14 protein-coding genes and 1 pseudogene are annotated in these 15,336 nt (G+C 57.6%); 3 read left to right on the forward strand and 12 right to left on the reverse strand.

All coding sequences use genetic code 11. The features are described from left to right. Positions 1 to 3: 3 nt before the first annotated feature. From CLV97_RS10210 to cysK, 7 genes and pseudogenes are all read right to left on the reverse strand, one after another. Positions 4 to 1,026: a tripartite tricarboxylate transporter substrate binding protein gene (locus CLV97_RS10210; protein WP_245891466.1), complete on the reverse strand. Its 1,023-nt coding sequence runs from the start codon at positions 1,024 to 1,026 to the stop codon at positions 4 to 6. A 161-nt stretch (positions 1,027 to 1,187) separates the two neighbouring features. Next, positions 1,188 to 1,913: a response regulator gene (locus tag CLV97_RS10215; RefSeq protein WP_106345431.1), complete on the reverse strand. Its 726-nt coding sequence runs from the start codon at positions 1,911 to 1,913 to the stop codon at positions 1,188 to 1,190. After that, a pseudogene (locus CLV97_RS10220) lies at positions 1,873 to 3,512 on the reverse strand (ATP-binding protein). The gene CLV97_RS10215 and the pseudogene CLV97_RS10220 overlap by 41 nt, the downstream one beginning before the upstream one ends. A gap of 199 nt (positions 3,513 to 3,711) precedes the next feature. Further along, on the reverse strand, positions 3,712 to 3,954 hold the full coding sequence (locus CLV97_RS10225; protein WP_106345483.1) for a DUF1450 domain-containing protein: 243 nt from the start codon (positions 3,952 to 3,954) through the stop codon (positions 3,712 to 3,714). Positions 3,955 to 4,401: 447 nt separating this feature from the next. Beyond that, positions 4,402 to 4,749 carry a YuzD family protein gene (locus tag CLV97_RS10230; RefSeq protein WP_245891467.1) on the reverse strand — a complete coding sequence of 116 codons (348 nt, stop codon included), beginning with the start codon at positions 4,747 to 4,749 and terminating at the stop codon, positions 4,402 to 4,404. A gap of 54 nt (positions 4,750 to 4,803) precedes the next feature. Next, positions 4,804 to 5,940: a bifunctional cystathionine gamma-lyase/homocysteine desulfhydrase gene (locus tag CLV97_RS10235; protein WP_106345432.1), complete on the reverse strand. Its 1,137-nt coding sequence runs from the start codon at positions 5,938 to 5,940 to the stop codon at positions 4,804 to 4,806. Positions 5,941 to 5,944: 4 nt separating this feature from the next. Next, the gene (gene cysK, locus CLV97_RS10240; RefSeq protein ID WP_460416267.1) at positions 5,945 to 6,862 is read right to left on the reverse strand and encodes a cysteine synthase A; all 918 of its coding nucleotides are present in this window, start codon (positions 6,860 to 6,862) and stop codon (positions 5,945 to 5,947) included. 250 nt (positions 6,863 to 7,112) lie between these two features. Between cysK and CLV97_RS10245 the strand changes: the two genes are divergently transcribed. Beyond that, the gene (locus CLV97_RS10245; protein WP_092038283.1) at positions 7,113 to 7,334 is read left to right on the forward strand and encodes a NifU family protein; all 222 of its coding nucleotides are present in this window, start codon (positions 7,113 to 7,115) and stop codon (positions 7,332 to 7,334) included. 470 nt (positions 7,335 to 7,804) lie between these two features. Continuing rightward, positions 7,805 to 8,695: a manganese catalase family protein gene (locus CLV97_RS10250; RefSeq protein ID WP_106345434.1), complete on the forward strand. Its 891-nt coding sequence runs from the start codon at positions 7,805 to 7,807 to the stop codon at positions 8,693 to 8,695. 144 nt (positions 8,696 to 8,839) lie between these two features. Here CLV97_RS10250 and CLV97_RS10255 read toward each other — a convergent pair whose 3' ends face one another. The 5 genes from CLV97_RS10255 to CLV97_RS10275 all read right to left on the reverse strand — a co-directional run bounded on the left by CLV97_RS10255 (position 8,840) and on the right by CLV97_RS10275 (position 14,510). Continuing rightward, the gene (locus CLV97_RS10255) at positions 8,840 to 9,826 is read right to left on the reverse strand and encodes an ABC transporter ATP-binding protein (protein ID WP_106345435.1); all 987 of its coding nucleotides are present in this window, start codon (positions 9,824 to 9,826) and stop codon (positions 8,840 to 8,842) included. Continuing rightward, entirely contained in the window at positions 9,823 to 10,839 is a 1,017-nt protein-coding gene (locus tag CLV97_RS10260; RefSeq protein WP_106345436.1) for an ABC transporter ATP-binding protein, read from the reverse strand. The genes CLV97_RS10255 and CLV97_RS10260 overlap by 4 nt, the downstream gene beginning before the upstream one ends. A gap of 10 nt (positions 10,840 to 10,849) precedes the next feature. Beyond that, the gene (locus CLV97_RS10265; protein ID WP_106345437.1) at positions 10,850 to 11,776 is read right to left on the reverse strand and encodes an ABC transporter permease; all 927 of its coding nucleotides are present in this window, start codon (positions 11,774 to 11,776) and stop codon (positions 10,850 to 10,852) included. A gap of 6 nt (positions 11,777 to 11,782) precedes the next feature. Continuing rightward, positions 11,783 to 12,712, reverse strand: a complete 930-nt coding sequence (locus CLV97_RS10270) for an ABC transporter permease (RefSeq protein ID WP_146130467.1) — start codon at positions 12,710 to 12,712, stop codon at positions 11,783 to 11,785. 169 nt (positions 12,713 to 12,881) lie between these two features. Beyond that, positions 12,882 to 14,510 carry a peptide ABC transporter substrate-binding protein gene (locus CLV97_RS10275; protein WP_106345439.1) on the reverse strand — a complete coding sequence of 543 codons (1,629 nt, stop codon included), beginning with the start codon at positions 14,508 to 14,510 and terminating at the stop codon, positions 12,882 to 12,884. Between the two features lie 274 nt (positions 14,511 to 14,784). Between CLV97_RS10275 and CLV97_RS10280 the strand changes: the two genes are divergently transcribed. Continuing rightward, the gene (locus CLV97_RS10280; protein ID WP_106345440.1) at positions 14,785 to 15,132 is read left to right on the forward strand and encodes a DUF3899 domain-containing protein; all 348 of its coding nucleotides are present in this window, start codon (positions 14,785 to 14,787) and stop codon (positions 15,130 to 15,132) included. Positions 15,133 to 15,336: the final 204 nt, after the last annotated feature.

Consider the following 15,336-nt stretch of genomic DNA (forward strand, 5'->3'; position numbering starts at 1 on the left):
CCCTCACTTGGCCATGTCCATCGATTTCAAGAGTTCCCGGATCTGCTTTTCCTGCTCTTCCAGGAAGGAGGCAAAGGCCCGGCTGTCCCGGTATTCGCTTTCCCAATGGTTCTTCTTCAGCTCCTTTTGCCACTCTTCCGACTCCTGAAGCGCCTTCAGCTTTTCATCCCAATACCGTTTCGCCTCGTCGGGCATTTGCTTGGGACCGAAAACGCCGCGCCAGATCGTGAATTCCGCGTCGATTCCCACTTCCTTCAGCGTGGGAACATCTTTCAAAATGCCTCCCATCCGCTTTGGGGAAGTGACGGCCAGCACCCGCACTTTGCCCGCCTTCACATATTCTCCGACAGCGGAGGCATCGGTGGCGATGGCGTCGGCGTTCCCTCCCAGCAACGCCGCGATGGCTTCCCCGCCTCCGTCATAGGAGACGTATTTCAGTTTTTTCGGATCGATCCCTGATTTGTAAGCGGGCAGGACGGCGATCAGGTGGTCCATGGAGCCGGGAGCGGAACCGCCCGCCAGCGTGACACGCTTCGGATCTTCCTTCAAATCGTCGACGAGGGACTGAATGTCCCGGTATTTGGATCTTTTTTGCACCACAATGGCTCCGTAGTCCCGGGTCAACTGGGCTAGGGGCGTCGTATCCCTGAAACCGTAGGGGCTGTGGCCTTCCTTCTTCAGATTGTTGATCAAGAGGGGAGGGGAGTTGACAAACAGCTTGTAGGGATTGTTTTTGTCCGCGGTCGCGTATTCCGCCAGAAAGACCGCCCCGCCGCCCCCGGGCTTGTTTTCCACGGTGATCGGTTGCTCCACCAGCTTGGTTTCGGTCAACACCTTGGCCAGGGAACGGGCGGTCAGATCCCAGCCTCCTCCGGCTCCGGAGGGTGCCACCACCGTGATCGGCTTCTCCGGATATCCGGATCCTCCGCTTTCCTCGGCGAAGGGATTTCCACCCGCGCCGCAGGCGGTGAGGACCAGGGCGAGGATTCCCGACAGCAGAGCCGGGGCGAAGATTTTTCTTTTCACTTTCATCCCTCCTTGATGAAAACGCTTCCCAAAAGGGAAATCCGGTTCCGCCTCCAGCATAACCTCCTCTGGGCTTCCATTCACCCTTTTGGCCATAAAAGGGATAAGTTTCATTTTTATGATTTTGTTCATTTTGTTCAAAAAACGGGCCGGGCCCGGAATCATTCGGGGGAGCTTTTTCCGTCGGACTTCAGGACATACCGCCGCTCCGGCCTCCCCACCGACCCGTAGGACACGTCGGCAAAGGCCTCATCGACGGAAACCAGATATTCCAGGTAGCGGCGGGCGGTGGAGCGGCTGGCTCCGATCGCCTTGCCCGTCTCTTCCGCCGTCATCCCCGGCGGAGGGGATGCGCGGAGGACCGATTTCACCTTTTCCAGGGTGAGGGGATCGATTCCCTTGGGGACCTCCCGGATCGCCGCCGGCCGGGGAGAGATGCTTCGCATTCCCCGGTTCCACAACCGGTCGATCTCCTGTTGAGTCATGGTTCCGGAGGTTTTCAGCCTTTCCATCCGTCTCCGGTAGCTTTCCAGCGTCTGCAGAAAGCGTTCCATCTGGATCGGCTTGACGATGAAATCGATCACCCCGCCCCGGATCGCCTCCTGGACAATTTCCGTCTCCCCGGCGGCCGTGATCATGATGATGTCCGTATCCCTTCCCTCTCCCCGGATGCGACGGACCAGTTCCGTTCCCCGCATGTCGGGGAGGTAGATGTCCAAAAGCACCAAACGGGGTTCCATCACCTCCAGCCAGGCGACGGCCTCCTCCCCCGTCCGGGCGATACCGACCACGGAAAACCCTTCCGCCTTCTCCGTGAACCGCCGGTTGATTTCGGCGATGCGGGGATCATCCTCCACAATCAGCACTTCGATCGCCCTGTCCGTCATGCCGATTTCCCTCCCCTTCCCGTTCCTTCAAGCTTTTGGGCAGGGTGACGGAGAAGAGGGCGCCGCCCAACTCGCCCCTCTCGATGGCGAGATATCCTCCCATCTCCTCCGCCACCTCCTTCACCTTCGCCAGACCGAATCCCCGGTTGGCCCCCTGTTTCGTCGAAAATCCCTTTTCAAAGATGCTGGGAATCAGATCGGCCGGCACCCCCGGACCCGAATCCTCCACCTCCAACAGGACCTCTCCCCCGGTATCACCCAGGTAAATCTTCACTTTTCTTCGCCCCTCCGGATTGTTCTCCACCGCTTCAAAGGCGTTGGTGATCAGATTGCCCAGGATGCTGACCAGGTACTGTCGCGGCAGGTGATCCGGGAGCCGCTCCAGCCGGCTGTCGGGATCGATGACAAGGTCCACCTTCAGCTCCCGGGCCCGGCTGTAAAACCCGAGGAGAATTCCTCCCAACCACGGATCGGGTATCCGTTTGACCACCAGCCGGATCAGGTCCTGTCCCTCCTCCGTCTCCCGATGGATCAAATCCAGGGCCTCCCGGTGGGATCCGAGCTGGATCAGGCCCGACAGCGTGTACAGGATGTTCTTAAACTCGTGGGTTTGTGCCCGGAGCGCCTCCGCATAGCGGGAAACCTGGGACAATTGTCGGTTCAGCTCATCCATTTCCGATCGGAGGCGGAAGCTGGCCACCACTCCCGTCACCTTCCCGCTTTTTTCCCGAATCGGATAGCGGTTGACGAGCAGCTCCTTCCCCCGGACGGTCATCACCCGGTTGAGGTGCGTCTCCCCGGTGCGGAGCACCTCGGGCATCCGGGTTTGGGGAAGAATCTCCCGGATGGGACGTCCCCGCACCGGTTCTTCCGACGGCAGAGACAACATGTCGCAAGCCGCCTGGTTGATCAAACGCACTCTCTCTTCCCGGTCCATCACGATGATCCCCTCCCGGACGGCCTGGAGCACCGCATTCCTCTCCTTGTACAATGAGGAGATTTCATCCGGTTCCAGGCCGAGGGTGTCCCGCTTGATCTTCCGGGCGAGCAGGACCGCTCCCGCCACCCCCAATCCCAGCGCCGGAACAAGAAACATCAACATCCGCATCAGATAGCCCCAGGTGATCCTCTCACCGAAACGATCCCGATCACGCGCCCCTCGTCATCGAAGACAGGGGTTTTTCCCCTTAGCGACGGCCCGAGGCTGCCCACCGCCCGGGAAATGAAGGACTTTCCCTGAAGGAGGACCGGACCGTTGTCCCCGCCCACCATCTCCTTCCCGATCCGTTCCGGAATCGGGTGAGAGTACCGCACCCCGTGCTCATTTCCCACCACCACAAACTCCGCTCCGGAGTTGATGCGCGCCCGTTCGGCGATGGGCTGGATCTGTCGCCAGGGTTCCTCCCGGGAGAAAGCCTCCCTCAGTTCGGGATCCGCCGCGACGGTTTTCGCCAAGCTGAGCGCCCGCTTTCCGATCTGCTCCTCGACGGCGCTCACCAAAATCCCGTAAAACAAAAAACCCATCATTCCCACCACTGAAGTCAAGAGCGCCGTCACCCAGAGGATCAGACGGGTCTGCAGGCGTATCCTCCTTCTCATCCGGCCCCCCTTTAACCAAATATTTTAAATAGTAAATTTAAACAGGTTGTCTTCCCCCCTAATCCCTTTATACAAAAAAAGCCCGGCAGGGGCGAAAGGGATGCAAGATGCCGAAACAGAAATATCCGCCCCGGCTCCGCGAGGAGCCCCTTTCCGGACTTTTGTCGGCGCGTACGGCCGCCGGCCGGTGCAGGAAACATCAAAAGCCGAACTCCTCCATCTCCTCGATCGCCTTGCGGATGTTTTCCAGCAGTTCTTCCGCCGTCTCCCCCGTTACCACATCCCCGTTGACCAAGGCGTATGGCCCTTCGGCGCAGGTCATGCAATGGCCGAGACACCCGTACTCCACCACATCCAATTCCGGATCCTTTTCCAACTCCTCTTTTATTTTCTCCACATCCGGTGTGAGGTTGTTCACGCAAAACTCGATGATCGGCCGCATAAGGTCCACTCCATCCATCGGTGCATCCTCTGAGAGAGCGCGGAAAATCAAAATGAAGATGAGAGCAAATCGCTTCCACGCAGGGGAAGCGGAGCGAAAACAGCGCCCCTATCCATATTCTTTGATATATCCCTTCCTGTCAAACCCGATGGAACACTGGAATCGTTGAAGAAAAAACAAAAGCAAGTCTCTGGAAGACTTGCTCAGATCGCTGACAAAGGAGGAAGCGATTTTCCGCCGAGCGACTTTGCCACTGCATGGAGTCGAGGCGAAAATCGCTTCCGACTTCCGTGCTTCGAGGTTTGTCAGCGGTGTTCAGCAAGTCTTTGAAAGACTTGCTTTCACTGACGGATGAAAGAGGGAAGGATCATGCCCCGTTAGCAGTTCCGGAGGAAAGCGCCCGCACCGAAAGGGCGGATCATCCCCGCCTCTCGCCGGGAAACCGGATCACGCGGACGGACCCGGCGAGGTTTCCACCTTCTCCGCCCCCATCTGTTCCAATTTCTTTCGGATGGCTTTGAGGCTCGGGTTCCCTTCCCCCACCACCTCGCCGTCGATCACCACCACCGGGTACCAAAGTTCCTCCTCGATCACCCGGCGCGAAAAGCGCGCATCCTGATCGCCCTCCGGGCGGTGGATGTCCACATAGCGCACGCGGACCTGATCGCCGTAGTTTCTGCCCAGCGCCGCTTCCAGCCAAGAAGCCGTCTCCCGCGAGGAGGGGAGGTTGTGGCAACCGGCGCAGATCGTCTCTGCACCGTATACGGTCACTTCAATCGGCTCTTCCCGCTTCAACCCGTTCCCTCCTTTCGCGCTTCAGACCGGACCGCTCGCCGCGACAGGCGCGCCTCAGTCGGCCAACGCCCGCTCCAGGTCCTCCAGCAGATCGTCGATATCCTCCACACCGACGGAAAGGCGAATCAGACCGTCGGTAATTCCCAGTTCCGCCCGGCGCTTTTCCGGAATCGACGCATGGGTCATCCGCGCGGGTACGGAAATCAAACTTTCGACGGCTCCCAGGCTCTCCGCCAAGGTGAAATAACGGACCCGGCTCAGAATGCGCTCAGCCCGCTCGCCGCTTCCCGCGTCGAAGGAGATCATTCCCCCGTATCCCCGCGCCTGCCGGGAGGCCGTAACGTGCCCGGGATGATCCGGCAATCCCGGGTAATAAACGGCTTCGATATCCGACCGATCCTTCAGCCATTCCGCGATCCGGCGGGCGTTGGACTCGTGCTGGCGCATGCGCAAACCCAGGGTTTTGATGCCCCGGATCAAAAGCCAGGCATCGCTTGGACCCAGCACGCCGCCGATGGAATTTTGCAGAAAATGGAGCCGCTCACCCAGCTCCGGATCCTTGACGACCACCAGGCCGGCCACGACATCGCTGTGTCCCCCCAAATACTTGGTGGCGCTGTGGACAACGATGTCAGCACCCAGATCCAGCGGATTCTGCCAATAGGGGGTGAGGAATGTGTTGTCCACGATGAGCAGCAAATCGCGTCCCCGGCAGATGTCGGCGATCTCCCGGATATCGGTCACCTTGAGCAGGGGGTTGCTGGGGGTTTCCATCAACACCGCCCGGGTGTTTTCCCGGATCGCCCGCCGCACCTGTTCCGGCTCACTGGTATCCACGTGGGTGATTTCCATCCCCATCCGGGAAAAGACGTGGCGCAGTACACGATAGGTGCCGCCGTAAACATCGTCCCCCACGATCAGATGGTCTCCCCGGTTGAACAGGGAGATGACCGTGGAGATGGCGGCCATCCCGGATGCGAAAGCAAGCCCCGTCTTTCCGTTCTCCAGTTCGGCAATCAATTGCTCCAGAGCGGCCCGGGTGGGGTTGCCGGTGCGCGAATACTCGTATCCCCGATGCTGCCCGATCCCCTCCTGCTTATAGGTGGAAACCTGGTAAATGGGAACGCTGACGGCCCCGGTGTGCGGATCGCCGAACACGCCCCCGTGAATGCATTTGGTATCCAGACGCAACCCTTCACACTCCCCCTCGGTAAATTTGCTTACTCAGATATCGCTCGCTGCTGTCGGGAAAGATGACGGCGATCCTCGTCCCCGGTTTCGCCTGCCACGCCTCTCTGAGCGCCGCATAGAAGGCCGCCCCCGACGAGCTGCCCACCAGCAATCCCTCCCGTCGGGCCAACTCCTTGACGAGGCGGAAGGCCTCTTCGTCAGGGACCGTATAGATTCCGTCAAAATAGGATGTGTCCACAAAATCGGGGATAAATTCCATGCCGATCCCTTCGGTCTTGTGAGGCCCCGGCTTTCCGCCGCCGAGGATCGAACCTTCCGGTTCCACGATGACGGTTCGGATTTCGGGGTTCTTTTCTTTCAAATAACGGGATACTCCCATGAAGGTGCCGCCCGATCCGGCCCCGGCCACCAACACATCCACACGTCCCTCCATCTGCTCCCAAATCTCCGGGCCCGTCGTCCGATAGTGGGCTTCCGGATTGGCGGGATTCTGAAACTGCTGGGGACAGTAGCTTCCCGGAATCTCCCGCTCCAGCCGGCGGGCCTCCTCGATCGCCCCCTGCATCCCCAGCTCCGTCGGGGTGTTGATCACCTCGGCTCCCAGGGCCCGCATCAGTTCCTGCTTCTCTTCGGAGAACTTTTCGGGAACGACGAAGATCACCCGATATCCTGTTCCGACGGCGGCCAGCGCCAGACCGATGCCCGTATTGCCGGCCGTCGGTTCGATAATCGTCCCTCCGGGTTTCAGCTTGCCGGACTTTTCCGCCTCCCGGATAAAGGCCAACCCGATTCGGTCCTTCACGCTTCCCCCCGGGTTGAAGTATTCCAGTTTGGCAAACAGCGAAACGCCCTCCGGCAAGGGAAACCGCCTGATACGAATCATCGGCGTCCAGCCGATCAAATCCTTCACATCGTCAACAATCCGTTTCACCATCCACAACCTCCCCCACCATCTTATCATGTTTTGCAAACGGAAAAAACGAAATCCCTTTACCAGCCCCCTCCGATTGCCAACGGGCCCCGATTTCGGTAAGATAAATACTGAATACCCTGATGAAAAATCGTCGTTTCCCTCCGGATCGGATCCCGGTTCGATGCCGGAAGCGAAAAGGAAACGCTTTGTGTCGGTGCCCCTTTGAAAGATCCGACGCTTGAGGAAAGGAGTCTGCGCGATGAAAGAACAGGTTCAAGAAGTATTGGATAAATTGCGCCCCTTTATCCAGCGCGACGGAGGGGACGTGGAACTGGTCGACGTCGTGGACGGGATCGTCAAGCTTCGTCTGCTGGGTGCCTGCGGCAGCTGCCCCAGCTCCACCATCACGCTGAAGGCCGGAATTGAGCGAGCCCTGATGGAAGAGGTTCCGGGCGTCAAAGAAGTGGAACAGGTTTTGTAAAAAAACGGAGGGAGAACACCTTCCTTTAACCTTCAACCGCCGGTTGGCGGTTTTTTTCTTGTGCGAAACATGGATCGCAGCCGAACAGACCCAATCTGCATGTGGCTGAAGGTGTGCCGCAAGTGCGAAACGGCACAAAACCACGAGATTCATCACCGGACTTGGGCGGGAAATCGCGTCGATCTTTCCGTCCAAGTTTTTTTGTCCTTTTCCGACCCTTTCGGACAAATTCTGAATCCGTCTTTCGGGACATATCATTCGTTTAGATGAAAACTCTGGAGGTGATCGGACCGATGCCCGGTTGACCGCCGGATGGTCCAGAACGCTTCCTTCATTTCCGTCCCGCGGCTGAAGGATGCCATCGGATCAAGTTCATGCCGTACCCTCGTCGTCCAAAGTCCCGCGCGGTGAAAGGGTCGAAAAAGGCCGAACTTCAGGGGTGGAGAGACTCTTCGAGAAGGAGGGAGACAATGATTAAACGAATCAACCGGCTGCTCATCAAATTGCCGGTTCCCGAACACGGAGACGCCAATGCGGCGGCGGCGGTGCAGAACCTGCTCGGCGGGAAATTCGGCGAGATGTCCACCTTGAACAACTATATGTTTCAATCCTTCAATTTTCGCTGCAAGAGAAAATTGAAACCCTTTTACGATCTGGTGGCCAGCATCACCGCCGAGGAATTCGGCCACGTGGAACTGGTCAGCACCACCATCAACCTGTTGTCCACGGGCCTCACCCATCCGGGAGATCCGGACAGCACGCCCCTCCGCAGGGGATTGAAGGCTCACAACCTGCAATATTTCATCGCCACGGCACAAACATCGTATCCGATGGACTCCATGGGCAACCCCTGGAACGGAACCTTTGTGCACAGCAGCGGCAATCTGATCGAGGATATGCTTCACAATTTCTTCCTGGAAATCGGAGCGCGCACCCAAAAGATGCGGGTGTACGAGATGACCGACCATCCCACCGCCCGGGAGATGATCGGCTATCTCCTGGTGCGCGGCGGCACGCACATTCTCGCGTACGCCAAGGCGCTCGAAATCCTGACCGGGGTGTACCTGCCGGGCATGCTGCCCGTTCCCAGCCTGGACAATTCCAAATTCGACTACGCCCGAAAATACATGGAACAGGGGCTGCACAACGTGCTTTTTACCTGGAGCAGCAAAGATTACCGGGATATCGACAAGATCTGGAAAGGGAAAAACCCGGAAACGGGGGAACGCCTCCATGTGGTGGTCGGCCGACCGGAGGGCGCTCCCGTACCGGATCTGGAAGCCCTGCCGGAAGAGTTCGCCCCGGGGCTGACAAAGGATCATTACATGCAAGTTCTAAAGCGCCTGAAGGCATCGATGTAATAGCGAAGGACTCCCTTCAGGAAAAAGACCGCCACGGGATGGCGGTCTTTTCAATATCTTTTCCTTTTCGGGATTTTAAAGGTTTGCCGCGAGGAAAAGGAGATCCAAAGGGCCGCTTCCCCCGAGTCGGGGAAGATGCGTTCGTCACTCCGTTTTTGCCTCTTCCTGGTACAGGTGGCATGCCACCCAGTGCTGGGGACGCACTTCCTGCCAGGCGGGAACCACTTCCGCACAGATATCCATCGCCTTGGGACAACGGGTGCGGAATCGGCAGCCGCTCGGGGGATTGATCGGGCTGGGCACATCCCCCTTCAGAATGATGCGCTCCCGGCGCTTTTCCTTGTTGGGGTCGGGAATGGGAACCGCCGACAGGAGCGCCTCGGTATACGGGTGAAGGGAATGTTCGTACAGCTCCTGACTTTCGGCCAACTCCACCAGCTGCCCGAGATACATCACACCGACCCGGTCGCTGATGTATTTCACCATCGACAGGTCGTGGGCGATGAAAAGGTAGGTGAGCCCCTTTTCCCGCTGCAGGCGTTTCATCAGGTTGACCACCTGGGCCTGAATCGACACGTCCAGGGCGGAAATCGGTTCGTCGGCGATGATGAAGTCGGGGTCGACGGCCAACGCCCGGGCGATGCCGATCCGTTGCCGCTGCCCGCCGCTGAATTCGTGGGGGAACCGATCGATGTGCTCTTCGCCGAGACCGACGGTTTTGAGGAGCTCCACCACGCGCTCCCGGCGCTCTTTGTTGCTCTTGGCCAACCCGTGAATATCCAATCCCTCGGCGATGATATCGCCCACCGTCATCCGGGGATTGAGGGAAGCGTAGGGATCCTGGAAAATCATCTGCATTTCCCGGTTGAACATCCTCAATTCCTGTCCCTTCAGCTGGTGGACGTTTTTGTTCTTAAAGATCACGCTGCCCGAAGTGGCCTCGTACAGGCGGATCAGCGTCCGGCCGATCGTCGACTTTCCACAGCCCGATTCGCCGACCAGTCCCAGGGTCTCTCCTTTGTATACATCAAAGGTGACATCATCCACCGCTTTGACCACCTGGTTTCTGCCCGCATGGAAATACTTCTTCAGGTTTTTCACTTCCAAAATCTTTTCCGCAGGTGCCGTCATCTTGACATGCCTCCTCCTACAGCTTCTTTCACCGGCGGTGCCATCGGATGCTCAAGCCAGCAGGAGAGCTGGTGCGTTTCCGATCGCACGGTCACATCCGGCATCCATTCGTTGCATATTCTCATCGCATATTGACATCGCTCCACGAACGGACAACCCTTCGGGGGCGAGAGCAGATCCGGCGGATTTCCCGGAATGGGCTCCAGTTTCTCTTCCTTCAGCCGGTCCATCCGCGGCATCGACGCCAAAAGCCCTTTGGTATACGGGTGACGGCAGCGATTGAACACATCCTCCACGTCACCCGATTCGACCACTTTTCCCCCGTACATGACGATCACCCGGTCGGCCACCTCGGCCACCACTCCCAAATCGTGGGTGATCAGGATCATGGACATGCCCATCTGCTCCTTCAGGTCCTTGATCAAGTCCAGAATTTGGGCCTGAATCGTCACGTCGAGGGCGGTGGTCGGCTCATCGGCGATCAGCACCTTGGGAGAGGCAGCCAAAGCCATGGCGATCATCACCCTTTGGCGCATTCCCCCGCTGAGCTGATGGGGGTAATGCCGGATCCGCGCGGAAGGATTCGGAATGCCCACGGAACGGAGCAAATTGACAGCATGCCGAAGGGCCTTCCCTTTGCTCATCTTCCGGTGCTTCACCAGCACCTCACCGATCTGCCGGCCGATGGTCATCGTCGGATTGAGCGAGGTCATGGGATCCTGAAAGACGTAACCGATTTCAGCACCGCGGATCTGATCCAATTCCCGTTCCTGCAAATCGGTGATCTCCCGCCCCCGGTAGCGAATCGATCCCCCTTTGATCCGCCCCGGCGGGCGCGCGATGAGACCCAAAAGGCTTTGAACGGTGACGGTTTTCCCGGAACCGGATTCACCGACGATCGCCAGCGTCTCACCCTCATACAGGTCGAAGCTGACGCCGCGAACCGCCTGAACTTCCCCCTCGTGGGTGTCGAAGGATACATGGAGATCTCGAACTTCCAATATGGGTTTCATGCCGCTCCTCCTAACGCCGCAGTTTGGGATCCAAGGCGTCTCTAAGTCCGTCGCCCAGCAGGTTGAAGCTGAGAATCAGCAGGCTCAACACCAGACAAGGATACAGGATTTGGTGCGGGAAGAAGCGGATCAACTGGTAGGAATCGTAGAGCAACAGACCGAGACTGGGTTCGGGAGGAGCCATCCCCAACCCGATGAAACTGAGCACCGCTTCCAGAAAAATGGCCGAAGGAATCGTCAAGGTGATCGTGACGATGATCGCCCCGGCGGCGTTGGGAAGCAGATGCTTGGTGAGCATCCGAAGGTGACCGGCTCCCAGGGTCCGGGCGGCCAAAACGAACTCCTGGGACTTCAGCTGCAGCACCTGCCCCCGGACGACCCGGGCCATCGGGACCCATCCGGTCAGGGCGATCGCGACGGCGATGGTGACGATTCCCGACTCAAACCACATCATCAACAGGATGAGGACGATCAAGCTGGGAATGCTGTACATCACCTCGAGAATCCGCTGCATCACCTGGTCGACCTTCCCGCCGAAGTAGCCGGAGATGCCTCCGAAGGAAACCCCCACCACCAGATCGATCAGGGCCGCCAACAGTCCGATCTTAAGGGAGATGCCGGCCCCGTGCCAGGTGCGGGTCCACAAATCCCGCCCGAATTGGTCGGTTCCGAAATAATGAACCCCGTCGGGAGGCAGATTTTGCGCTTCCAGTTTCTGCTCGTAGGGATCGTGGGGACTGAGCGCCGGAGCGACGAAGGTCATCACGGCAATCACCAGGAGAAGAAAAAATCCGATCAGTGCTCCCTTGTTTCTCATAAAACGGCGGAGGGCGTCCCGCCAAAAGCCCGACCGCTTCCGCCTCGTAGCACGCCCGGGTGTCGTTCGCGTCAGCGTTAACGGTTCAAAGAGATCCGATGTAATCTTGGCCGGTTCCAACTGCGCTCACTCCTTCATTCCGGCAACCCGGATCCGGGGATCGATGACGCCGTACAGGATGTCGACGATGAAAACGCTGACCATGAACAGAAAGGCGTAAAAGATGGTGGTGCCCATGATCAGGGTGTAATCGTTCGTCATGATGGAATTGACAAAGAGCGTGGAAAGTCCCGGCACGCCGAAAATCTGCTCCACCACCAGCGAACCGGTGATCAGGTTGACCGTCAGCGGTCCCAGCACGGTAACGGTCGGAATCAACGCGTTGCGGAGGGCATGACGGAAAACGATCACGCGGCGACCCATTCCCTTCGCCTTGGCCGTCTTCATGTAATCCTGGCTGAAGACATCCAGCAATTCGCTGCGAATGTAACGGGTCACCTGGGCGATGACCAGGAAGGACAGGGCGAGGGAGGGCAGGATCGTGTGGGCAAAGCTTTCCCAGCCGCCGGGGGGAAGAATCCCCATCTGAACACCGATGTAGTACGAAAAAACGGCAGCCAATACGAAACTGGGAACGGATACCCCGATCACGGCGAGGATCGTCGCCGTGTTGTCCACCCAGGTCCCCCGCTTGAGGGCGGCGACGGTTCCCAGCAAAATCCCGATCAGGCCTCCGAAAAGCAAACCCTGCAACCCGATCTGCAGCGAAGCGGGAAACCCCTGGGCGATCAGCCCGCTGACACTTCGCCCGTCATAGGAAAAGGAAAGGCCCAGATCCCCCTGTAGCAGGTTGCCCAGGTAAAGAGCGTATTGAACGGGAACAGGCTTGTCCAAGCCGTATTCCTCGAGGATTCTCCCCTTCAGGTTGGGCGGAAGCTTTTCCTCGTTGGACAGGGGGCTTCCCGGAAGGAAGTGCATGAGAAAAAAAGTGCACGTGATCACCAGCCATAAGGTCAACAACAAATAGATCAATCTACGGGCCACATAGCTTCCCACATTCCCACTTCCTTTTCGCAAAAAAGAACATGCGAAAGGTATATGTCCGGGTTCGGACATATACCTTTCCCGGCTTCATCGGATGTGCCGCGGGACTGCCCGACATGGACTCCTCCACCATCCATCATTGCGCGAAATCCGGAAATTGTAAAGCGGTAAATAAATCCCGTTATTTCTTATTATCAATATAGGTTTCCTTCAGGGTGTATTCGGGACCGATGGAATGGAAGACCAGATTCTTCACATGGGGCTTGACGAGATAAGCCTGGTTCTTGTAGTAGACGGGAGCGATCGCAACCCCTTCCTCCAGGAGAATCCGCTCCGCTTCGATCAGGTCGTTGATCCGTTCCTTGAAGTCGGGATTGCTCTTGGACTTTTTGATCAGCTCGTCAAATTTCTTGCTGCTCCACTTGCCCATGTTGAAGGGGCCATCCGTCACCCACATGTCCAGGAAGGTCATGGGGTCGTTGTAATCCGCCTTCCAGCCGGAGAAGGAGAGGTCGAATTCTCCCTTTTGCTCCAAATCGATCTTCTGCTTCAAGGGCTGCGGGTTCACTTTCACTTTCAGGCCGAGGGTCTTTTCCAACTGGTCCTTCAGAACGACGGTCACGTCTTTCCGCTCGTCGTTGTAACTGAGCAGTGTCAGGGTCGGCGGGCTGTCGATTCCCAGCTCCTTCATCCCCAGTTTGAACAGCTGTTTCGCCTCGGCCGGCTGGAATTGCTGATAATCCCGCGCCTGTTTCCGGAAGGATTCGTTATAACCGAGAATGGACGGGGGAACGAAGCCTCCGGCCGGTTGGGAACCGTCCTTCAGAACCAGCTTCACGATCGACTCACGGTCGATGGCGAGGCTGATCGCCTTCCGGATCTTGGTATTGGACAAAAAGGCATTTTTCGTATTGAACTGGACGTACTGGACCAGCGATCCCGAAGCGGTGGTAAATTCGGGGCTGCTCTTGAAGGCTTCGGCAAACGCCTTGTCCAGCATGGTCATGTCTTTCTGGTTGGAGGTGTAAAGGTTCAAGCCCGTGGAGGTATCCTTGATGATGTCGATCTTCACGTCCGACAGGAATACGGAGTTCCGGTCCCAATAATTGTCGTTTTTCTTCAACTGGAGACTCTGCTCGTGCGCCCAGCTTGTCAGGACAAAGGGGCCGTTGTACACCATTTTGTCCGGTTCCTTGGCGTAATCCCCGCCGAACTTTTCCACGATGTCCTTCCGCTGCGGCAGGTAGGTGGAAAAGGTTGTGAGGCTGAGGAAATAGGGAATCGGCTCCTCCAACTTCACTTCGAGGGTTTTGTCGTCCAGAGCGCGCACCCCTACGTCGGAAGCCTTGGCCTTCCCCGTGTTGTATTTTTCAGCGTTCTTGATGGGATAGAGAATGTAGGCGTACTCCGACTTCGTTTTGGGGTTGAGGGCCCGCTTCCAGGCGTACTCGAAATCCTGGGCCTTTACCGGCTCCCCGTCGCTCCATTTGGCATCCCGGAGGGTGAAGGTGTAGGTCTTTTTATCCCCGCTCACATCGTAACTGCTGGCGATGGCGGGCTGCGGCTTGTCATCCTTGTCCAAACGCATCAAGCCTTCCATCACGTTGTTCAAGATCGTCCCCGAGATGACATCCGTCGAAGTGGCGCTGTCCAGATCGCCAGGCTCATTGTTGGTCATCAATTGAATCACCTGGGGCCCTTGGGCTCCCTGATCTTCCACATTCCCCTGGGACTGGAGTCCCCCGCAGGCGGTAAGAAGGGTGGAGAGGACCAACACTACCGCCATTGAGACAGCAGCTCGTTTCTTCACGAAGACAACGACCTCCTTCATTGTGTCGTCTGGACCGGACAGACAAGCCGCTCCTTGAAGTGACTTCTGCGAATTTTAAAGAAAAAGCAGACAAGGAAAAAGGGGAATATCTTACCCCGGCACTACATGAAACCTTGTATATTATATAGGAAAAAGGTTAAATAGAAAAGAGGGCGTCCGTGGAGCAAGTTCGCTCTGTCAATGGATTGACCGAAGGCGGCTCGGCCTCCTGCTCCTGCTAGCCGACCAACCGGAAAATCATAGGAGGACAAGCATGTTCGGAAGTCGAAACTACTACCGCAAAACACTGCTCCTTCTGGCGATCGGAATCCTGATCTGCGGAGCCTATTCCCTGTCGGACCGGCTGAAGTGGATTGATTCGCTGTTTTTGATCGGTCTTTTGTATCTCGTCGTCGCAGGAGCGGTCACCGTCTGGAAGGGAGGATTTTTTCGCGTCTTTATTATGGGTTTCCGGAGGCAATTCGGCCGGTGGGAAGATGACTTCCACGAACCGGATGATCCGCCGGATTCCCCCCAAAAATCCCGCCCGTGGATCATCCCCGCCTTCTTCACTGCGGGATTGTTCCACATCATCCTCTCCATCCTCCTGCTTTTTCTGTAAAGCGGAGATGGAACCCGAAGAATCGAATCTGACGCCGCCAGACCTCCGCCGGGACCATCCCTTCGCCGCTTCTCGCTTCACCTTCCTCCATTTTTCTTCTTTTTAATCTATCCTACCACAGGAATCGACAAGGATGACAGTTTCCGTTGAAAACATCCCACCCGCCTGCGACGCGTCCCCCAGGGCCGGTCACGCAAAAAACGT

Origin of the sequence: Planifilum fimeticola (assembly GCF_003001905.1) — a bacterium.
Taxonomy (GTDB): domain Bacteria; phylum Bacillota; class Bacilli; order Thermoactinomycetales; family DSM-44946; genus Planifilum; species Planifilum fimeticola.

Excerpts from the sequence above, each read along its gene's own strand:
- CLV97_RS10215 (WP_106345431.1), bottom strand. The coding sequence starts at position 1,913 with ATGACGGACAGGGCGATCGAAGTGCTGATTGTGGAGGATGATCCCCGC.
- CLV97_RS10225 (WP_106345483.1), bottom strand. The coding sequence starts at position 3,954 with ATGCGGCCGATCATCGAGTTTTGCGTGAACAACCTCACACCGGATGTG.
- CLV97_RS10260 (WP_106345436.1), bottom strand. The coding sequence starts at position 10,839 with ATGAAACCCATATTGGAAGTTCGAGATCTCCATGTATCCTTCGACACC.
- CLV97_RS10250 (WP_106345434.1), top strand. The coding sequence starts at position 7,805 with ATGATTAAACGAATCAACCGGCTGCTCATCAAATTGCCGGTTCCCGAA.
- CLV97_RS10280 (WP_106345440.1), top strand. The coding sequence starts at position 14,785 with ATGTTCGGAAGTCGAAACTACTACCGCAAAACACTGCTCCTTCTGGCG.
- CLV97_RS10245 (WP_092038283.1), top strand. The coding sequence starts at position 7,113 with ATGAAAGAACAGGTTCAAGAAGTATTGGATAAATTGCGCCCCTTTATC.
- CLV97_RS10255 (WP_106345435.1), bottom strand. The coding sequence starts at position 9,826 with ATGACGGCACCTGCGGAAAAGATTTTGGAAGTGAAAAACCTGAAGAAG.